The following is a 19,269-nucleotide window of genomic DNA, read 5'->3' as shown; positions in this document are numbered from 1 at the left end:
TCCAGGCGCAGAACCACGGCAAAACTGCCTGAAGGTAGGCGAACTTGTTTACGCCGTCTTTTGACCGCTGTATTGGCGATACCTGCCAATCAACTCAATACCGCGCCTTGCTTCAGCCATGCGCACGGAAATTTCTTTCTTGATCCGATCCCGGCTGATTGAGCTGGAGCTCTGGGTTCCGACGCTACCTTTTGCAAGATCCAGCGCAAAACCGAATGAGCCCACCAGGCCTTGGTCATAAAACTCGTTGACTCCGATTTCACTGAAAGCCGCATTGATGTCGCTTTGGTCCTGTTCAAGCATGTCGATAATCAAACCCAACGCTGTCTCGAGGTCATCAATTTCGATATCCCTTAAACCGGCCAGCGCTGTGGCTGTGTCCTTCCCCGCGTAAGCAATGGCCATCATGTCACTCGCAGCGGGTACCTGCGCAAACTTGCTGAGCGTTTTCTCGGCTACTGTTCCGATCAGCTTATTTGCTCCCTCGGAAGTCCGAGGATCATAAGATCTGGCTATTTTTTTTGCGTATCTCAGAGGGGTTAAAATGCTTGTTGTGGCATTGCTGTGAATGCTCTCGGGGTTCAGTTTTTTGGCATCGGGCAGGACGGGAGTGGAAACAGTTGTAATTTCGCCGAGTTTGTCCATTGCCACGCCGGAGATTTTTGAGGCGACGATCCCTCCGATAAATGTCCCGACTCCGGGCAATATCAGCGTCCCAAGTGCTTCGCCGCCTTTCCCTGCTGTCGTGGTGGCAACTCCCTTGCCAATGTTGAAGCCGGTGTTTATGGCCATGCGTTTGGAAATGTCCGTAGCGCTGAACAGTCCGTTCAATTGCCGATTGTACGTTTGCAGCTCATTGCCCAGGTTATCCAGGACTTTTGCGTAGGTCGCGATGTCCTGCCTGACGTCAGACGGCAAGTCTTTTTTGTTACCGTCGTTATCGATGAACAGAATCGGGTTGTTACCGACAAAACCATACAGGTTCAACCCATCCACATCCCCCGCCGGATCAGCACTGACCCAACGCTGCAACCACGGCGCGTAATAACGGGCGCCGTAGTAGTACAAACCGCTGACGTCCATTTCCTTGCCGGAATAACGGATAAAGCGGTATTCGATTTCCGATTCCGGCGCCATCCATGCGGTTTCGCCGAACGGGTAATAGCCTTCTGCGCTGGTGACCACAGCGTCTTCATTGAGCTCCATCACGCAAGAGCCGAGGTGGTCTTCGAGGGTGTAACGCATCTGGTCGTCCATCGGTGCTGAACGTTGCGCCCAATGCAGGCAGCGCGCGTTACCGAGGCTGATGATGTGCAGCACTTCGCCGTTGTCCTTGCTGCGGATTTCCAGCCCTGGCAGGTAACGCACCTGGTGGAAGTGGCGGACCTTGTCGGTGAACCATTCATGACATTTGAGGACCCGCTGGCCCGCGCTGTACTGGTAATACTCGGCATCGTTATCGCTGTCCTGACGGATAACCAGATCCACGCGCTCCAGTTCGTCACGGCTGTTCCAGTGCAATGACGGACCGTGGTGCAGCTTGCGTTGATTGCCGTGCGGGTCGAACCAGATGTCGAAGTCCGGCGGCTCGTCACCTGTTTGCCAACGCACCCCGCGATTGCTTTTGTCGTCGATGCGCATCGTGCGGGTACGACTGTTGCCGTCGCGCTGATGACGCAACTCGGTCAGATTGCCGCCATCGTCGTAGCTATACGTCTGGGTGTAATTGAGGCGGTTTCGCTCGTCGGGCGGTCGCGGCAGGCCGGGAATGTCCGGGGGCAGGGCGTCGTCATGACCGGTCGCGCGGATCAGGCGATACAGGGAGTCGTAGCTGAACTCACGGTGGCCGTCGACCCGTTGATTGGCGAACCAGACGGGCTCGAAGGCGTGGTCTTCGATGCGGATGATATTGCCGACGCGATCGTAGAAATATTGCAGATCCTGCAATGCGGGTTGACCGGGCTTATGACTGATCCGCGTGCGCAAGCGTCCGTCGGCTGGATCGTAGGTCCATTCGCTGAGCACACCGTTGCCGTCCTGTTGCTCGATGAGCTGGCCATTGGCGTTGTAGTGCGCATCCTCCAGGACTTGCGTGATGTTCGCCTTCACTTGCAAGTGCATTTGCCTGAGTTGCCCGGCAAGCCCAAAGCGCGAGGTTCTGCGATGGCCGCCGGCGTCGGTCTGTTCAAGCACGGCGCCAAGCGGACTGAACACCTGATGGCTGGTGAACGCTTGGTGATCATCAAATGTGCGCTTTTCCACCAGTGCCTGTCCGGTGAGGGCATAGCTGGTGATATCCAGCGAGCCTGACGGATCTGTCTGCTGGATCAACCGGCCGCGCAGGTTGGAGTCTGCTCCGGCAGAGCCGGGGGCGTAAGTGAAGGTATCGAGCTGATTTTCGCCGTTTCCCGAAACTTCGAGCTGCACCACGCGCAATTGCCCGTCAAAGGTCGATTGCCAGACATGGCCGCGCGCGTCCCAACGGTGTCCGGGCTCCCCGGCCCTGCCCGGCAGCAGCAGGCGCCAGCCGCTATCCCGGCTGCTGGTAAACACGGCGATATCGTTCAGCGAAAACACGGTAGTTGTGTTCGCGATCGGCAGGCGCGGATCCTGTTGCGCGACCAGGCGCCCGGCGACATCGTGGTGCTGGCGGGTCACGAGTGCGCTAGGCGTGTCGCCCGCCACGGTACGCAAATAAGCGACCTGACGGACTGGCAGGCCACGTCCGTCGCTGACGGTCAGCGAAGGCGTGCGCCAATGTGTGGAGGCGCTCATGCGCCTGACCCACGCGTAGACACCACCTCTTCAGCGGTGTCGTTGAAGTCTTCGCTGGTGTGATACCAGGGATGATACGTCTCGCGGGAAAAGTCGCCCTTGGCGTTGATCAGCTTGATCGGACGTGCCGTTGCGTCATAGAACAGCTGATCGAAGAGCCCGAGTTGGCGCAGCGATTGATCATTGACGTAGCGGTGCGTGTTAGCGAAAAACGGCCGGTATTGGCGCTGCGGCAGACCTTTGTTGTTGTATTCGACGCGTTCACTGATACGCCAGCGTGTCTGCGTCGGTTGCTCACCTTCTTCGATCAGCAATTGACCATCCTCACCCACCACATAAGCCAGCCCGGGGTCGACCTTCTGCTGGGTTTGCAGTACCCGACCAAAGCCATCGATGCAGGTTTTGACGATCTGGATCTGTGCCTTGACGGTGTCGTAGGGATAGCGGTCGGCACTGAGCACCACGGTGTGTACCGGCTCTCGGTACGCCAGTTCAATGGCCTCGAGCAATTGCTGGTCTTCAGGCGTCAGATTGAGGCTTTGCGCGAGCCGGCGACGTGCGCTGGCGCGGATCTGCCCGCCGGGCAACAGATCGCCCTGCTTGATTGACAGGGTTTGAAGTGTGGAGGCGGGTATCAGGCCCATCCAGCTGAACAGGTTTTTGTGCAGGGTGCTGGCTGCGTTTTTTACAGTGTCCTCCGGATACTGGATGGCCTGTTCCGGACTGGGGGCCGGCAAGGTCCAGTCATCGGTCAGCTTGTCGAATCCGGCAGGTTGGCCATTCTCGGTACCGTGAAAGCTGATGACCAGCGGCTGACCGGAAGGCTCATGGATGACTTCTTCAGTGTTGTCGTTGGCGTCGGTGATTCGCTTGGGTTTCAGGGCGTGGTAATCGAATTCCGCGACCTGCACGGCACAACCGTCGGGCAACTCCATGCGCATGACCGTCAGCCAGTGTTGATCGTATTCGGCTTTGGTCACGCCATGGCTTGGCGTTTCGTTGAAATCGAGCACTTTATAGAACGCTTGCAAGTCGCCGTACCGAGCCAGATTGAACCGCGACGACCAAAGATCTTGTTCCTCACTCGGCGTCGCTTCGAACAGCATCGGCATGGGCGAGTAACCAATTGCCTTGAGGGCCTCGCGAATGTTCAGATCCGGCACAATGCTGTAAGCCTCCAGCGCGGTCTTGTCCAGCAGGGCAAGCTCCAGAGAATGCGACAGGGCTTCGAATCCGGCGACGCCGTCTTCCAGTTCAATACCCTCTACGTCCACATAGTGCTGTATGGATTGGGAAGTCAGTACCCGTTCGATGGCCCATTCTTGCGAATCCTGCAGCTTTCTCAACGATTCGAAAGATATCTGTGCCGGGTTCAGCTCGCCGGGTAGCGTACCTTTGGTCAATTTCAGCGCGTCGCCCCGTTCCTGATAGGGCAAGCCCAGTCGCCATTGCTGCGGCTCTGGCAGATTGATCAGACGCGCACGGGTTTCACTGATGTAAAAGTATTGCTGCGCCTCGTCGTGAGCGTCGGACCACCATTGATTCAGGTGGTCCTCGGTGAAGGGTGGCGGGCTCTGGGCGGTCAACCTGCGCGCATAGCTCACCGTCAGTGCATGGGTCGCGGCGCCATAAGCGTCCCAGCGCAGGCTGACATCGTGGCGGCACAGCGGGTCATTGATAAAGCCGTCGTACTGATAACTGATTGCTTCAACCTGAAGGGGCAGCAGAACGGCTGCGGCATATGGCCCCTGGGGCCGCACCTCGCGCACCAGATAACGCTTTTCCTCTACCGAGTACAGCTTGGCAGCGCCAGGTACCTGCGAATCTTCCTGGTAGGCAAGGGTCTCCGTTCGGGCGACCGAGCCGACCAGTGCCTGCGCAATCCGGTAGCGACTGTCGGCATCTTCCGGGGTGACAGGCTCATCGATTTCACCTTTGGGGTGATAACGACTGAACAGGGTTTCGCCCAACGGGCAGGCGTCCACGTCCGCGTTGAAATAATCCTCGCGGGAACGATTCATTTCCTGCCCGTTGTGAAACCAGGTGCATGTTTGCACCGGCTCGTTGAAGCCAGGCTCTGAAGGATCGGCTCCAATCTCGCAGTCAAGTTGCTGCAAATAGCCGAACCCGCGAAACTCCCGTTCCCTGCCGTCGTAGAACCCTTCGCGCCAGGTGAATGACTGGGTCAACCGGTTGTCGGTGATCTCGTCGTGTTGCTCCTGTTTCTTCACCACGGGCAGCGGAAACGGCAGATGACATACCGGTGCACGCGCAAGTGCCAGCAGTCGCTCCTTTTCATCCAGCCATTCCTGAGCCGAACTGCGATAAGTCACGCTGCTCGAGTAACCCATGTTGTTGTTGCTGTTGACCAGCAGATAGGGCTTGGCTGCAACAAAATCGTAGCGCCAATGCCGAGGCTGGATATGCGGCACCGTCAGAATCAGGCTGGCGCAACCGAGGCCTTGCAGGTCGGCGAAACTGACCTGGCACAGACGGTCATAGCGCACCTCTTCGGGCCACGGCACGCTGACGGGAATCTGCTCCAGACCGTTGCCGCCCCGGTTCAGGTAGATGTCGAACCCTTCGGATCGCAGATAGATCAGCGCGGGTGCGCCGGAGCCATCGAGGTCGGCCAGACGCACTCGTGCGGCGTCGAATTCGTCGTAGGTGAAGGGCAGGGCACTGATCTTGCGACCTTGACCGAATTTGCCATGACCAAGATTCGGCCAACAGCGGACTTCGTCATGGCGGATGCGACACAGCTCGGGCATGTCGCTGCCGAGCAGATTGCCCAGAAGCACCAGTTCGGTTCGCGAGTTGCTGAATACCGGCAGACGGTCGTCTTCGTATGCATGGGGGATTTCCTGTGCGGCGGCGAAGCCTTTTTCGCGCAGGCTGGCATAGAGCCGCACGCGGTCGGGGCTGATGCTGGCCGCTGACATCAGGCCGTCGCCGCTGAAATCCCCCATGGTCAAAGTCAGATCCTGGTGTTCCCGGGGAAACGTGTCGAACGCGCTGAACAGTTCGAATTGGCGCTGCGCATTCAGCGCATGGAACCCGCAGTAACCCAACCGGGCGATGATCAGGTCCAGGCGCCCATCGCCGGTCAGATCCAGCAGTTGCGCCACGGCGCGGTTACGATCTGCCACCGGGATCTTGTCCAGCAGAGCCCATGGGCCGTAACCGATCAGTTCGGTGCCAGGCGCCGCGCGCAGCGGCTCGCGGTAGTACCAGGCGTTGTCATAGCGGCAGAGAAAACCCGGTACGCCCTCGCCATACAGATCGACGCATTGGTAGAACCCGCCGTCTTCGATGCCCGGTTGAGTCTCGTTTTCCAACAGGCGTGCAGCTGTCTTGTTGATCTCGAAGGGCGAGTATTCGAACTCTAGCGGCGGTGAATGCTCGACATTGCCTTGCGCATCGAAGGCCTGATAGTGCGCCGCGCTGATCTGGCTGTAGGCCCACGGCGCAGAGTTCTGGATAGGTCGATATTCCAGCAGCAGGCGACGTACAAGCTTCGCCTCTGTCGCCAGCCCTTCGGGGAAGTGATGAAACATCAACACTTGCTGGCACAGCCTGCGGGTGCTCAGTTCAAAACCCTGGCCATAGGTGGAAAACGGATCCGGTCGCAGCCGCCAGCGGTTCACTTCTTCGTAGCTCGGGGTCTCCGTCAGCGAACTGCTGCGTTCGCCATAATCGAACACCAGTTGAAAATGCCAAGGCAAATCCGTCGGCCGGTCGGTGTCCCAGCTATAGAGACGATCGCTCGCCGTGGCATTGCCATAACACACCCGTCGCAGATAGCGCTGGGCGCGGTAGTCGTGAATCGGATCGTGCTCGTCAGGCTCATCGTCGGGCTTGTACTCGTAGCAGATGTGTTCGCCATGGGCGTTCATGCTTTCACACAGCAGCCAGCTACTGATGCGCGATTCGTCGTCGGGGTCGGCACGGCGTGAGGCGCTGGTTTTGCCGTAGACATGCAACGTACCGTCGGCACCATGTACCAACCAGAACGGGGCTCCACCGTCAGCCGGATGCCAGCATTCGCGCAGGGAAAAATCACTTTCGATCCGCGCCCGGTAAGACACGACGTTGTGTTCGGGAATGGGGCGGTCTCTGTAGCTGTGTTCCGTGCGTGACTTCAAGTCTCCGGCATCATCGAGCTCCGGCATCCACACCTCGCCGTCATGCCCGATGATTTCATCGTGCTCGGTATAACGTGGAACACCTTTGTTGGTGCGGCGGCTGATCTGGCTCAGGCCCAGGTGGCAACCAAGGCCAAACGGACCGTTACCGCTCTGGCTGTTGATTGACAGGGATATTTGCGGGTCGTAACCACGACCGCTCGATAGCGGAATCGGCAATTCGCATCCAGCCGAGGCGGTCGGCCCGACGGCGCTCCAGCTTTTGCCGATGGTGGCGATCGATGAGCTCTTGGCGATGGAAGGAGCTGTGATGCTGAGGTCTTGATCGGCCATGGTCGAATCCGTTCGCGCTACATAGGGCGTATGGACAGACGCTAACAGGAGTGGGCCAGAGATGGACCTGTCAGATCTGACAGGTGCGCAAGATCATTTTCTGTGCATGGGAAATTCTGTTATCGCGATTGGTTTGAACAAGCAAAAACGGCCGGGGCATCTTTGCGGATGCGCCGGCCGTTTTCATACGCCTGAGGCTTACTGCACTTCTACCGCCAGGCTTTCGCTGATCTTCTGTTGCCAGATCGCCGGGCCAGTGATGTGTACCGACTCACCTTTGCTGTCCACCGCTACGGTGACCGGCATGTCCTTGACCTCGAACTCGTAGATCGCTTCCATGCCCAGCTCGGCAAATGCCAGCACCTTGGACTTCTTGATCGCTTGCGCAACCAGGTACGCAGCGCCGCCGACTGCCATCAGGTACACAGCCTTGTTGTCCTTGATCGCGTCGATCGCGGTCGGGCCGCGCTCGGACTTGCCGATCATGCCCAGCAGGCCGGTCTGCTCGAGGATCTGGCGGGTGAACTTGTCCATCCGCGTTGCGGTGGTAGGACCCGCCGGGCCAACCACTTCGTCACCGACCGGATCAACCGGGCCGACGTAATAGATGAAACGACCTTTCAGATCCACCGGCAGGGTTTCACCCTTGTTCAGCATCTCGACCATGCGCTTGTGCGCGGCGTCGCGACCGGTGAGCATCTTGCCGTTGAGCAGCACGGTTTCGCCCGGCTTCCAGCTCTGCACGTCTTCCGGGGTCAGGGTGTCGAGGTTGACACGACGCGCCGACGGGCCGGCTTCCCAGACGATTTCCGGGTAGGCGTCCAGCGGTGGCGCTTCCAGCGAGGCCGGGCCGGAACCGTCGAGCACGAAGTGTGCGTGACGGGTGGCGGCGCAGTTGGGGATCATGCACACCGGCAAGGATGCGGCGTGGGTCGGGTAATCCATGATCTTCACGTCGAGCACGGTGGTCAGGCCACCGAGGCCCTGGGCGCCGATACCCAACTGGTTGACCTTCTCGAACAGTTCCAGACGCATTTCTTCGATGCGGTTCTGCGGGCCACGGGCCTTGAGCTCGTGAATGTCGATGGATTCCATCAACACTTCCTTGGCCATCACCGCGGCTTTCTCGGCGGTGCCGCCGATGCCGATGCCGAGCATGCCCGGCGGACACCAGCCGGCGCCCATGGTTGGCACGGTTTTCAAGACCCAGTCGACGATCGAGTCGGACGGGTTGAGCATGGCCATTTTCGACTTGTTCTCGGAACCGCCGCCCTTGGCCGCCACGTCCACTTCCACGGTGTTACCCGGGACGATGGAGTAGTGGATCACCGCCGGGGTGTTGTCCTTGGTGTTCTTGCGAGCGCCTGCCGGGTCGGCAAGGATCGAGGCACGCAGGACGTTTTCCGGCAGGTTGTAGGCGCGACGCACGCCTTCGTTGATCATGTCGTCCAGGCCCATGGTGGCGCCATCCCAGCGCACATCCATGCCGACACGGACGAACACGGTGACGATACCGGTGTCCTGGCAGATCGGGCGATGGCCGGTGGCGCACATGCGCGAGTTGATCAGGATCTGCGCCATCGAATCACGGGCCGCTGGCGACTCTTCGCGCAGGTAGGCTTCGTGCATCGCCTGGATGAAATCCACGGGGTGGTAATAGGAAATGAACTGCAGGGCGTCGGCAACGCTCTGAATCAGGTCATCTTGCTTGATCACGGTCATGAGTCGCGCTCCTCTGAAACACGGGAACATTCTATGGGGCAGCTTGAGGCTTTCGGCTCACAGCTGATCCTCTGGCACGCCGGGGCTGCTGGCGCGACGCTAAAAAGGCGCGGCAGTATACCGCGCCTCGGTGGGGCGTACACGCGCCGGCAGTCATTCGTTGGTCGCATGGGTGGGCGAATATCGGACAGCGGGTTTGCACTTCAGGATCGCCCCCCTCACCCCAGCCCTCTCCCCCAGATGGGGCGAGGGGGAAGGGAGCCGATCTTCATCTTGTTCAAAAACTAAGTCCGGCTCAGGAAAATGAAGCTGTTTTGTGCCGTTTCCAGACTCGAGTTCGGCGCGATGTTTGAAGTCGGTGTAACTCGGATAAACAACCCGGTCAGTCCCCTCTCCCCTCTGGGAGAGGGCTAGGGTGAGGGGCTTTTGGCGGTGTCAGTGGGCCACACTTTTGACGTCAATTTTCGAGCCCGAAAATCGGTGGTCATTTAGCGACCGGCCCTCTAAAGTGGCATCCGGTCTGTAGAGTAGGACACTCGGTCAGCCTCCTATCGCACGGTGAGTCAACGATTGACCCATAACGCCATTCAACGCCTTTTGCTCAAACGCTTCGCCCTCGCTGCGGCCACCTACGGATTGGCTCTGCTGCTGCTGTGGCTGGCGTTTTTCACCGGGCATTACCAGCAATCGCTCAGTGGCGTGGCCATCGGCAGCGCGCTGGTGGTGATCAGTCAGGCGAGCCTTTTCGCGATGTTCTGGAGCGGGCGCAACCAGCGCTTCGCCGACCCCAGCCTGACCGAAGCGCAAGTGCTGATGGGTCTGGGCTGGCAGACGTGGCTGATCGCCCATGTCGACGAGGCGCGCGGTGCGTTTCTGGTGTTCTATGTGCTGATTCTGCTGTTTGGCCTGTTCCATCTCACCCGACGGGTGTTCATCCGCTGTGCGCTGTTGGTGTTCTTCAGTTTTTCCGCGATTACCCTGTGGGACGCCTACCACTTCCGCTTGGCCGAGCCTGCGCTCGCAGCGTTGCAGGTGTGCATTCTGGCGATGGTCTTGGCGTGGCTGGTGCTTTACGCACGTTTTGTCCAGGTTTCCCGACAACGTCAGCGCCAGCGCCGGTTTGCCTTGCAGGCGCATCAGGACACCCTGCGCGGGATGATGCGCCAGCTTGAAGATCTGGTCGCCACCGACGAACTGACCGGGCTGTTCAATCGCCGGCATTTCCTGCGCATCGCCTCGCGCGAGCTGAACGCGCTGGACAGCGACGTGATGCACGGGCTGGCGCTGATCGATCTGGACCACTTCAAGCGCATCAACGACCTGCATGGCCACGCCGCCGGCGATCAGGTATTGCAGGCGTTTGCCGGGGTGGCGCAAGCCTGTCTGCGCGACGGTGACGTGCTGGCGCGTTATGGTGGCGAGGAATTCGTCGTGCTGGTGCCCGACTGTGATGCCGAACGCCTGACCGCGTGTTGCGAACGTTTGCGCATCGCCTTCAGTGAGGTGGAATTAATGGGCCTGCAAGTGCGCAACCTGAGCCTGTCGGCGGGCATGACCCTGCTGTCCGTTGGCGATGATCTGGATGAGGCGTTGCAGCGTGCCGATCAGGCGCTGTATCGGGCCAAGCGTGACGGGCGCAATCGTTGTGCCGCCGCGTGGGAGAACATTGATGCCTGAATTGCGCGTCGGTGATCGGCAGTGGACGGTTGAGGCGGGCAGCAACCTGCTCGACAGTCTCAATCAGAACGGCGTTGCCGTGCCCTACAGCTGTCGCGCCGGCAGTTGCCATGCCTGTCTGGTGCAATGCATCCAGGGCCTGCCCGCCGACAATCGTCCGGATGCCTTGAGTGCCGAGCAACGTCAGGACGGTTGGCGCCTGGCTTGTCAGTGTCAGGTGGTCGAAGACTTGCAGGTACACACTTTCGACCCGATCAGCGACGGCCGCCCGGCCGTGGTCGAAGCGCTGGACTGGCTCAGCGACAGCGTTCTGCGCCTGCGCCTGACCCCGCAGCGGCCATTGCGCTACAGCGCCGGCCAGCATCTGGTGCTGTGGATCGGCCACATCGCCCGCCCTTACTCGCTGGCGAGCCTGCCGCAAGAAGACCGCTTCCTCGAGTTTCACCTCGATTGCCGCCAGCCCGGCGAATTCATCGATGCCGCACGCCAGCTGCAGATCGGCGACTCGATCCGCCTTGGCGAACTGCGCGGCGGTGCCTTGCATTACGATCCGGACTGGCACGCCCGGCCGCTGTGGCTGCTGGCTACCGGTACTGGTTTGGGTCCGTTGTTCGGGGTGCTGCGTGAGGCCTTGCGTGAGGATCACCAAGGCGCCATCCGCGTCATTCACCTGGCCCATGACGAACGCGAACACTATCTGGCCAAACCCCTTGCCGCACTGGCCGCGCAGCGGGAAAACCTCAGTGTCGAGCTGTGGGCAGCGGCCGACTCGGCCGCCGCTTTGGCACAACTGCGCCTTGTTTCCCGGCAGACCCTGGCCTTAGTCTGCGGCTCGACGGCCAGTGTCGACGCGTTCGCCAAGCGTCTGTATCTGGCCGGATTGCCGCGCAATCAACTGCTGGCCGACGTGTTTGTGAGCCGTGGTTGAGCGCTGATTTTCAGACGCGAGACACGCCATGACCGAAGCCATCCTGCTGGAACGCGAACGCGGTTTGCTGACCCTGCGCCTCAACCGCCCGGACAAGAAAAACGCCCTGACGCGCGCCATGTACAGCCGCCTCGCCGAAGCACTGAAACAGGCCGACAGCGACCCCGAAATCAATGCCGTACTGATCAGCGGCAGCGCCGAGTGCTTCACCGCCGGCAATGACATCGCCGACTTCATCGAACAACCGCCGAGCGACCTCGACAGCCCGGTGTTTCACTTCATGCTCAATCTGCTCGAATGCCGCAAACCGGTGATCGCCGCCGTGGCCGGTGCTGCGGTGGGTATCGGCACGACCCTGCTGCTGCATTGCGATCTGGTCTATGTCAGCCGCGACGCCCGGCTGCGCATGCCGTTCGTCAACCTCGGGTTGTGCCCCGAATTCGGCTCCAGCCTGATCCTGCCGCGTTTGCTCGGGCAAGCGAAAGCGGCTGAGTTGTTATTGCTCGGCGAAGGCTTTAGCGGCGCACAGGCTGCGCAATGGGGAATTGCCACAGACGCGCTGGACAGTGGCGCGGCTGCGTTGAGCAAGGCCCGGGAAATGGCGCTGCGGTTTGATGAGCTGCCGGCCGAAGCGGTGCACATCAGCAAGCAACTGATGCGAGCGCCCGATCGCGAGCTGCTGCGCAAAGTGATCGAGGAGGAGGGCGCATTGTTTACCCAGCGGCTGCGTTCGCCAGAGGCGGTGGCGGCGTTGAGCGGGTTCTTTCGCTGAGTGTCAAGACGCCTTCGCGAGCAGGCTCGCTCCCACAGGAGATTGCATTTCAAGTGTGGGAGCGAGCCTGCTCGCAAAAGGGCCTTACCAGACAAAATATCTGTTGAATCATAAGCAAAAAAGCCCCGCCATTCACATGGCGGGGCTTTTTTGCGTTTCAGCTGCCGGTCACTCAGACCTGCGGATCACCGACATGCAGGATCTTCATGCCATTGGTGCCGCCGGTGGTGTGGTAGCTGTCGCCCTTGGTCAGGATGACCCAGTCGCCTTTTTCCACGACGCCGCGCTTGGTCAGCTCGTCGATGGCTTTCTGGCTGACTTCGTGCGGTTCCAGCGAGGCCGGGTCGAACGGGATGGTGTAGACGCCACGGAACATTGCTGCGCGGGCCTGGGCTTCGCGGTGCGGGGTGAACGCGTAGATCGGCACCGAGGAGCGGATACGCGACATGATCAGCGGGGTGAAGCCGCTTTCAGTCAACGCGATGATCGCTTTGACGCCCGGGAAGTGGTTGGCGGTGTACATGGTCGCCAGCGCGATGCTCTCGTCGCAGCGGCTGAATTCCTTGCCGATGCGGTGGCTGGAGGTCTTGCCGGTCGGGTGTTTCTCGGCGCCGACGCAGATGCGCGCCATCGCCTGCACGGCTTCCAGCGGGTAGAGACCAGCGGCGGATTCGGCCGAGAGCATCACGGCGTCGGTGTAGTCGAGCACGGCGTTGGCCACGTCGGACACTTCGGCGCGGGTCGGCATCGGGTTCTGGATCATCGACTCCATCATCTGCGTCGCGACGATCACGGCCTTGTTGTGGCGACGTGCGTGCAGAATGATTTTCTTCTGAATGCCCACCAGTTCGGCATCGCCGATTTCCACACCGAGGTCGCCACGGGCAACCATCACCGCGTCGGAGGCCTTGATCAGGCCGTCGAGGGTTTCGTCGTCGGCCACGGCTTCGGCGCGTTCGATCTTCGCCACCAGCCAGGCAGTGCCGCCGGCCTCGTCACGCAGTTGACGGGCGTATTCCATGTCGGCGGCGTCGCGCGGGAAGGATACGGCGAGGTAGTCGACTTCCATTTCGGCGGCGAGCTTGATGTCGGCCTTGTCTTTTTCAGTCAGGGCCGGCGCGGTCAGACCGCCACCGCGACGGTTGATGCCTTTGTGGTCGGACAGCGGGCCACCGATGGTCACCACGCAATGCAGTTCAGTGGCGGTGGCGGTTTCAACGCGCATCACCACACGGCCGTCGTCGAGCAGCAGCTCGTCGCCCACGCCGCAGTCCTTGACCAGATCCGGGTAGTCGATGCCGACCACCTGCTGGTTGCCTTCGGTCAACGGATGGCTGGTGGAGAAGGTGAACTTGTCACCGATCTTCAGCTCGATCTTTTTGTTGGCGAATTTGGCGATACGGATTTTCGGGCCTTGCAGGTCACCGAGCAGGGCGACAAAGCGGCCGTGCTTGGCAGCGAGGTCACGCACCAGCTTCGCGCGAGCCTTGTGCTCGTCGGGGGTGCCGTGGGAGAAGTTCAGACGGGCGACGTCCAGACCAGCCAGAATCAGCTGTTCGAGAACTTCCGGCGAGTTACTGGCCGGGCCAAGGGTAGCGACGATTTTGGTACGACGGACGGACATGCAAAGACTCCTGAGTTCAAGCGCAGGCAGAGGCTACTATGCTCGAAGGGTGTAGTCATTGTTCGAATGCACTACTTATCGTTTTCTTTATTGAACGCGGCAACTTTGCGACCAGCGCGTCTGAAGTTTTCCGACCTGGGGTCGATACAGAGCACAAGACAGGAGAACCCCCATGCGATTGTTGCCCATTGCCGCCCTTGCCCTCAGCGCCCTCGCCGCGACGGGCTGCACCCGTTGGTCGATGAACCACCATTTGAACAACGCCTACAGCGCCTATGAACGCGGCAACTGCGAGCAGGTCATGCTCGAACTGTCCAAGGTCGAACGCGCCAGCCGCGCCCGCCCGTACGTGTGGCCGGAAGTGTCGATGATGCGCGGTCAGTGCCTGGAACGGCAGAAGCTCTACATCGACGCGGTGCAGACCTACCAGTTCATTATCGCTTCGTACCCCAACAGCGAATACGCCTACCGCGCCCGCGCGCGTCTGGAAACGTTGCAGAGCCTGGGCCATTACCCGACACGCAGCGCCGCTGCGGTGGTTCGGCCGACGCGCTTCTGACGCGGTTTTCGTACAAAATCTGGCCGTCTGTACAAGCTCCGCTATAGTCAAGGAAACCGTTTCGAGCCGTGTCTCGATAACGGCGCAACACCTGCGACTGGCAGTTACAAGGTGACGGCGATTGTCGCGACCGTCACACCGGAAGCGGGGAGAGCGGGCCTGTCGCACAGGTTCGTTCCGAAGCACAGGTGCGGCTCCGTGACGGAGCCCTGCATGGCGAACAGCACATCATGTTTACCGACCGCCGGATCGAACGGCATCAATTGCCGTATTACCTCAGAGTGTTCAACAGCGTCACCGACAAACCCGTCGGCTTTCTCGGCAATGTGTCTGCGGACGGGCTGATGCTGATCAGCCAGTTGCCGATGATGATCGGGGTGGATTTTCAGTTACGCCTCAAGGTCCCCGCCCGCGATGGCAGCCAGCAAGTCATCGATTTCAGCGCCTGTTGCGTGTGGTGCCATGAAGACGCCACGCCGCTGCATTACGACGCCGGGTTCATCCTGCGCCGCGCTCCGCCGGAGTTTGGCCAACTGGTGCTGGCGCTGAAGCAGTATTTCAGTTTTCAGCCGCTGCCCGCTTCTGCCTGAACAGCAAAAGATCGCAGCCTTCGGCAGCTCCTACAGGGGGAACGCATTCCAGATGTAGGAGCTGCCGAAGGCTGCGATCTTTTGATTTTTACGTCACGCCACCGCGATCGCCCGCTCCTGATCCAGCGCCTTTTCCGCCAGCAATAACCCCATCTCGCTCAACTGATAGATCGCCATCGCCAGATGTCGCGGCTTGTCCTCGAGGCTGTCCGCCAGGTCGAGCAGCAGAATGCTGACCGAAGAAAAGGTTTCGTAGGTTTGAATGGCCATCGCTTCGGGGTTGATGTCGGGCGCGACCATGAACATCTGCATGCCGCGATCGACGGAATTGCACGACGGCGCAGCGGCGGGTTTTTTCAGGTAGTGATCGAGGGCTTTTTCAGCGGCCTCGTGGAGTCTGGTGGAATCGGGGGAAGCGTAGGGGGAGGTCGAGTCTTCGATTTCGGGGGATTGGGTGTTGGTTTGATCATGGTGATAACCCTTGGTTGGGGCCTTCACCCCTCGCGACTAAACGAAAGGGTGGCGGCTGGACGCAGGTTAGTCGACCGGGGGTATCACCAAAAACCGGCGCGCCGAAGCGCCCTGCGTACAGCCACCATCGAGTGCGGGGATAGGGATTACCCGACTGGATGACGCTTATACACCTTGATGACAAACCCCCGGGCGACTAAACCCGACCACTGATTGGCAGCGGCACGGATCACGTTACGGGGCAGCTTCAAAGCGCACAAGCCGGCGGATTCTGAGTGATGTGTAGGCAACGGCGCAAGCCGATGTAGCCGCGTGTTAATGACTGAAGGACGTCTGCATGTTGCAGCGTGGGAATAGTTACCGCTGATCGGGACTGTCAGGTTTTACAGGTGTCATTTCGTGCTTACGGTTCTTCAATGAGGCACCCAGGTACCGACGGTATAAGGAAGCTCGATCATGTCCGACCATGAGAACCCAGGCTCCAATCCTCCAGAAGATGGCCCGTTTCCTGAGGACCATCGCCCTTCCCAAAAATCCGATGATCCGATTTCCGAAGAGCCGGGAATCCTGGTCGCGGATTTGGAGTATGAGGCCGGCTCCGAGTCACTGTTAGTAGATACCACGATGGACTTCAAGTTTCGTATACCGGTAAACGATGGCCGTTATCACAACGTTCATCTGGATTTTCACGGAGCCGATAATTACTACCGACGTATCACTGAAAGTGCATGGTTGGGGGGCGTCTGGCACAGTATTCGAGTCGAAGACCTTCCCGAGAGTGACCTGCAAGTCAGAGTTGATGGAAGATGGGATTACATTGATCAATGGTCAAGGAGGACACCGCGGACTTTGCTGGTCAGAAAGGCTGCTCGCATTGCCAGCAATCGTACTGTGACTACAACGGTTCCAGGCCTCGCCGGTAAAGGCAGCAAAATCACGCTTGTGCGTCCCAATTCAGGCACTGTACTGAGCACAACGGCCATTACCAATGGCTACGGAAATTGGACTGTCACGCTCCTTGATAATGTCCCTCAGGGTTTACAGGATTTCATTATCCGTGAGGAGTATGGAAATACGCAGGGGCGCTACGCGGGGAAAGCGTCACTGACCGTACTCAAGCCTGTAACGCTCAGTCCGTTGCCGCAGGTTATAAGTACACAAACGCCGCAATTTGCGGGTACAGGCGGTCTGCACCAAGAGTTGACAAGAGTGGATGTTTACATCAAAGACACATCGATCAAAGTATTGGCCTACGCAAAGATCGAAATTGATGGGTCATGGGGTGGTACCAGCACTTATAAGTTTGCGTTCGGCAAAAATTATTCTCTAGTCGCCAGTCAAAGATACGATGGCGCAACATCTGTGCCGTCAGTCCAACGAAATTTTTATGTCATTGACCCCCCCGAATAACGTCTCCTGGATTGACGCAGACGGTGGACATGACATCGACGTTCACAGGCACTGTCGTCGCCGGGATCTCCAGTGCTGTTGCTGTGCGTTCGGAAAACACCCAAGCTCAAATCAGCACCCCAACCGATGCCGCCACAGGCGCATGGTCTGCATCTTTCACGCTGACACCTGGTCCGCATTCAATTGTCGGCACGCATACCTATTTGGGAACGACATCACTGACCAGCCAACCCTTCGGCATACGAGTACGCACGGGCAAGCCGACGGTCACATACACGCAAGCCAATGAAACGATCACATTTTCCGGCACCGGACATTTCGACGAGAAGCTCAGAACCGAAATCGAGTTCACTATCCTCGAAAGTCCAGCCGACCCAATGCCGGTCGCGCCTCCAAATGCACAAGTACAGCGCAACGGCACTTGGAGCACCACCGTAACGGGCTGGAAATTTGGCACCTATAAAATCAACGCCGTCCAGAAGATCAGAGACAACGCCAGCGGCTGGATCGACTCGCTGCCGCTGACCTTCGAAGTAAAGAATGTCCTCCCCGATGTCAGTGATGTGCAATTCACCAACGACTACCAACCGACCTTCAGCGGCAAAGGCTTCAACGGCGCCACGGTGAATCCACGCAGGCCCAATAGCGGAGATCTCGAAGCGCCAGCAGTGGAGGTTGCTGGCGGGCGGTGGTCTACCAAGGCTTCAACGGTCTGGGGACCCTCGTTTGAGCGTCAGGTCCACATCAAGCAATATCTCGACGGGCACCAGTCGCCAAACTGGTTTGTCCTCAAAGTCACCATCCCGCCGCAGGCCCCTGGCTTGAACGAGCCTGAAGATGACGGACTTTCGCCCAGGTTCAGCGGCACGTGCTGGCCGGGTGCAACCGTGAACATTGAGTACAGCGACGAAAGCGGCATTGTGCACAAGGGCATCGTCAGTGCTGGCACGTGGCAGTTCAGGCGCGACAAAGAATTTGCCCTGGATATCACACATACCGTCACGGTGACCCAGGTCGCCGCGCAGCAAACTTCGCAGCCGACGTCCACGACATTCATTGTCAGGAGAGCGATGGTTACGCCAGTGATTACCCAGCCGCCGAACGGCTCGGAAGTCGGTCGTGCTGTAACGGTCGAGGGCACGATGGGTATGGTGGGCGCCACTTTGCAACTGCGCGACAAGCAGTTTGATCGTCCCTTGGGCGATCCGAAAATATTGAGCCAGGATGGCGACTGGTCGATTGACCTGAGCCTCGAGCAATTCAGGCTCTACACATTTGACGCCCAGCAGACACTGGACGGTCGACCGTCGCTACACAGTGACGAGCATGAATTGACGGTGGTGCTGCTACCGCCAGAATTTCTCCAGCCGATACAACACGGCAAGTTGCCACGAACCGCGTTGCTCAAGGGTACGGGCATGAGGGGCGGGGTTGTCGAAGTCTGTCTGCAAGGGCTTGCCGAACCTCTGATCAGTGATGTCATTGTGGATTGGGCAGGCAATTGGCAAGCCGAAGTGACGTTGCCGGTGGGCAGCAAAACGATCTGGGCCCGGCAAAGTTTCATGGATGAAAGCGGCAAACTGCAGGAGTCGAAAGACAGCGATCCGCTGCACTTTGACGTTGTGCCAGCGGCACCCTTCATTGAAACCCCGATCGAGGGCGATGCCATCGGGCAGCAGGTGGTGGTGTGCGGTTTTGGCGTGCCGGGCGATACGGTCACGGTGACCCTGGTCGGTGCCGCGCGTTCCGAGCCGGCAAGCGCCGTCGTGCAGGAAAATCGCACCTGGTCAGTGATGCTCGATGCAAGTCTGCTCGGCGGGGGCTTTACCGGCTCGAGGCAGTCGCATCTCTGGACGGGTTCGAATCATTTGAAACCCTGCGCTCGGTCATTCTGGGTACTTTCCGACCTGTGCTCGACGGGCCTGCAGCCGGACGCTGGGTCAGTCATCCAGTGCAGTTCAGCGGCAAGGGCCGTCCGGGCGTGGGCGCCATCGCGAGTTGGTACAACCCGGATGTTCAGTGGCTGGCTCAGGTACCCGTGGTCGATGAGCACTGGCGCGGGGCGGCGACAAGGGCACTGCCTCTGGCGGGCAACTGGTACCGATTCCGGCAGACGCTGACTGACGCGGCGGATGACGCAACGATATCCGATTGGGCCGACAGTGCGCGTTTTGAAGTCGAAGCTGCGCGCTTGCCCCACGCCGACTCCTGAAATCCGGCTTCCGACGAACGGCTATCAAAACTGTCAGAACTGACAGTGGAC

11 protein-coding genes and 1 pseudogene are annotated in these 19,269 nt (G+C 59.5%); 7 read left to right on the top strand and 5 right to left on the bottom strand.

Translation table 11 applies throughout. The features are described from left to right. Positions 1-48: 48 nt before the first annotated feature. The 3 genes from AB4O12_RS15420 to AB4O12_RS15410 all read right to left on the bottom strand — a co-directional run bounded on the left by AB4O12_RS15420 (position 49) and on the right by AB4O12_RS15410 (position 8,975). Positions 49-2,775 (bottom strand): RHS repeat domain-containing protein, encoded by a 2,727-nt coding sequence (locus tag AB4O12_RS15420; RefSeq protein ID WP_460058998.1) that lies wholly within the window; start codon positions 2,773-2,775, stop codon positions 49-51. Next, on the bottom strand, positions 2,772-7,253 hold the full coding sequence (locus AB4O12_RS15415) for a SpvB/TcaC N-terminal domain-containing protein (protein ID WP_460058996.1): 4,482 nt from the start codon (positions 7,251-7,253) through the stop codon (positions 2,772-2,774). The genes AB4O12_RS15420 and AB4O12_RS15415 overlap by 4 nt, the downstream gene beginning before the upstream one ends. A gap of 198 nt (positions 7,254-7,451) precedes the next feature. Beyond that, positions 7,452-8,975, bottom strand: a complete 1,524-nt coding sequence (locus AB4O12_RS15410; RefSeq protein WP_016773454.1) for a fumarate hydratase — start codon at positions 8,973-8,975, stop codon at positions 7,452-7,454. A 570-nt stretch (positions 8,976-9,545) separates the two neighbouring features. On the opposite strand from AB4O12_RS15410, the gene AB4O12_RS15405 reads away from it, so the two are divergent. From AB4O12_RS15405 to AB4O12_RS15395, 3 genes are read left to right on the top strand one after another with little or no spacing between them, the layout of a single operon-like run. Next, positions 9,546-10,652 (top strand): GGDEF domain-containing protein, encoded by a 1,107-nt coding sequence (locus AB4O12_RS15405; protein ID WP_041479822.1) that lies wholly within the window; start codon positions 9,546-9,548, stop codon positions 10,650-10,652. Then, positions 10,645-11,580: an iron-sulfur-binding ferredoxin reductase gene (locus tag AB4O12_RS15400; protein WP_460058993.1), complete on the top strand. Its 936-nt coding sequence runs from the start codon at positions 10,645-10,647 to the stop codon at positions 11,578-11,580. The genes AB4O12_RS15405 and AB4O12_RS15400 overlap by 8 nt, the downstream gene beginning before the upstream one ends. A gap of 28 nt (positions 11,581-11,608) precedes the next feature. After that, a complete protein-coding gene (locus AB4O12_RS15395; RefSeq protein ID WP_056787833.1) occupies positions 11,609-12,352 on the top strand; it encodes an enoyl-CoA hydratase-related protein in 744 nt (247 codons plus the stop codon). A 172-nt stretch (positions 12,353-12,524) separates the two neighbouring features. On the opposite strand, the gene pyk is transcribed toward AB4O12_RS15395, so the two are convergent. Further along, complete coding sequence (gene pyk, locus AB4O12_RS15390; protein ID WP_024014116.1) at positions 12,525-13,976, bottom strand: pyruvate kinase; 1,452 nt, start codon at positions 13,974-13,976, stop codon at positions 12,525-12,527. Between the two features lie 172 nt (positions 13,977-14,148). On the opposite strand from pyk, the gene AB4O12_RS15385 reads away from it, so the two are divergent. Together AB4O12_RS15385 and AB4O12_RS15380 are read left to right on the top strand one after the other, a co-directional pair. Then, a complete protein-coding gene (locus tag AB4O12_RS15385) occupies positions 14,149-14,535 on the top strand; it encodes a tetratricopeptide repeat protein (RefSeq protein ID WP_095181453.1) in 387 nt (128 codons plus the stop codon). 230 nt (positions 14,536-14,765) lie between these two features. Continuing rightward, positions 14,766-15,125 (top strand): PilZ domain-containing protein, encoded by a 360-nt coding sequence (locus tag AB4O12_RS15380; protein WP_236168306.1) that lies wholly within the window; start codon positions 14,766-14,768, stop codon positions 15,123-15,125. A gap of 93 nt (positions 15,126-15,218) precedes the next feature. On the opposite strand, the pseudogene AB4O12_RS15375 reads toward AB4O12_RS15380, so the two are convergent. After that, positions 15,219-15,595, bottom strand: a pseudogene (locus AB4O12_RS15375) (DUF6124 family protein). Positions 15,596-16,052: 457 nt separating this feature from the next. On the opposite strand from AB4O12_RS15375, the gene AB4O12_RS15370 reads away from it, so the two are divergent. Both AB4O12_RS15370 and AB4O12_RS15365 read left to right on the top strand, forming a co-directional pair. Beyond that, complete coding sequence (locus AB4O12_RS15370; protein ID WP_460058990.1) at positions 16,053-17,006, top strand: hypothetical protein; 954 nt, start codon at positions 16,053-16,055, stop codon at positions 17,004-17,006. A gap of 29 nt (positions 17,007-17,035) precedes the next feature. Continuing rightward, positions 17,036-19,126 carry a hypothetical protein gene (locus AB4O12_RS15365; RefSeq protein ID WP_460058988.1) on the top strand — a complete coding sequence of 697 codons (2,091 nt, stop codon included), beginning with the start codon at positions 17,036-17,038 and terminating at the stop codon, positions 19,124-19,126. Positions 19,127-19,269 lie beyond the last annotated feature (143 nt).

The sequence above is a fragment of the Pseudomonas sp. S2_A05 genome, assembly GCF_054668485.1.
Note: the sequence above shows the minus strand (reverse complement) of the source record. Positions and strands in the feature narration are given on the sequence as shown.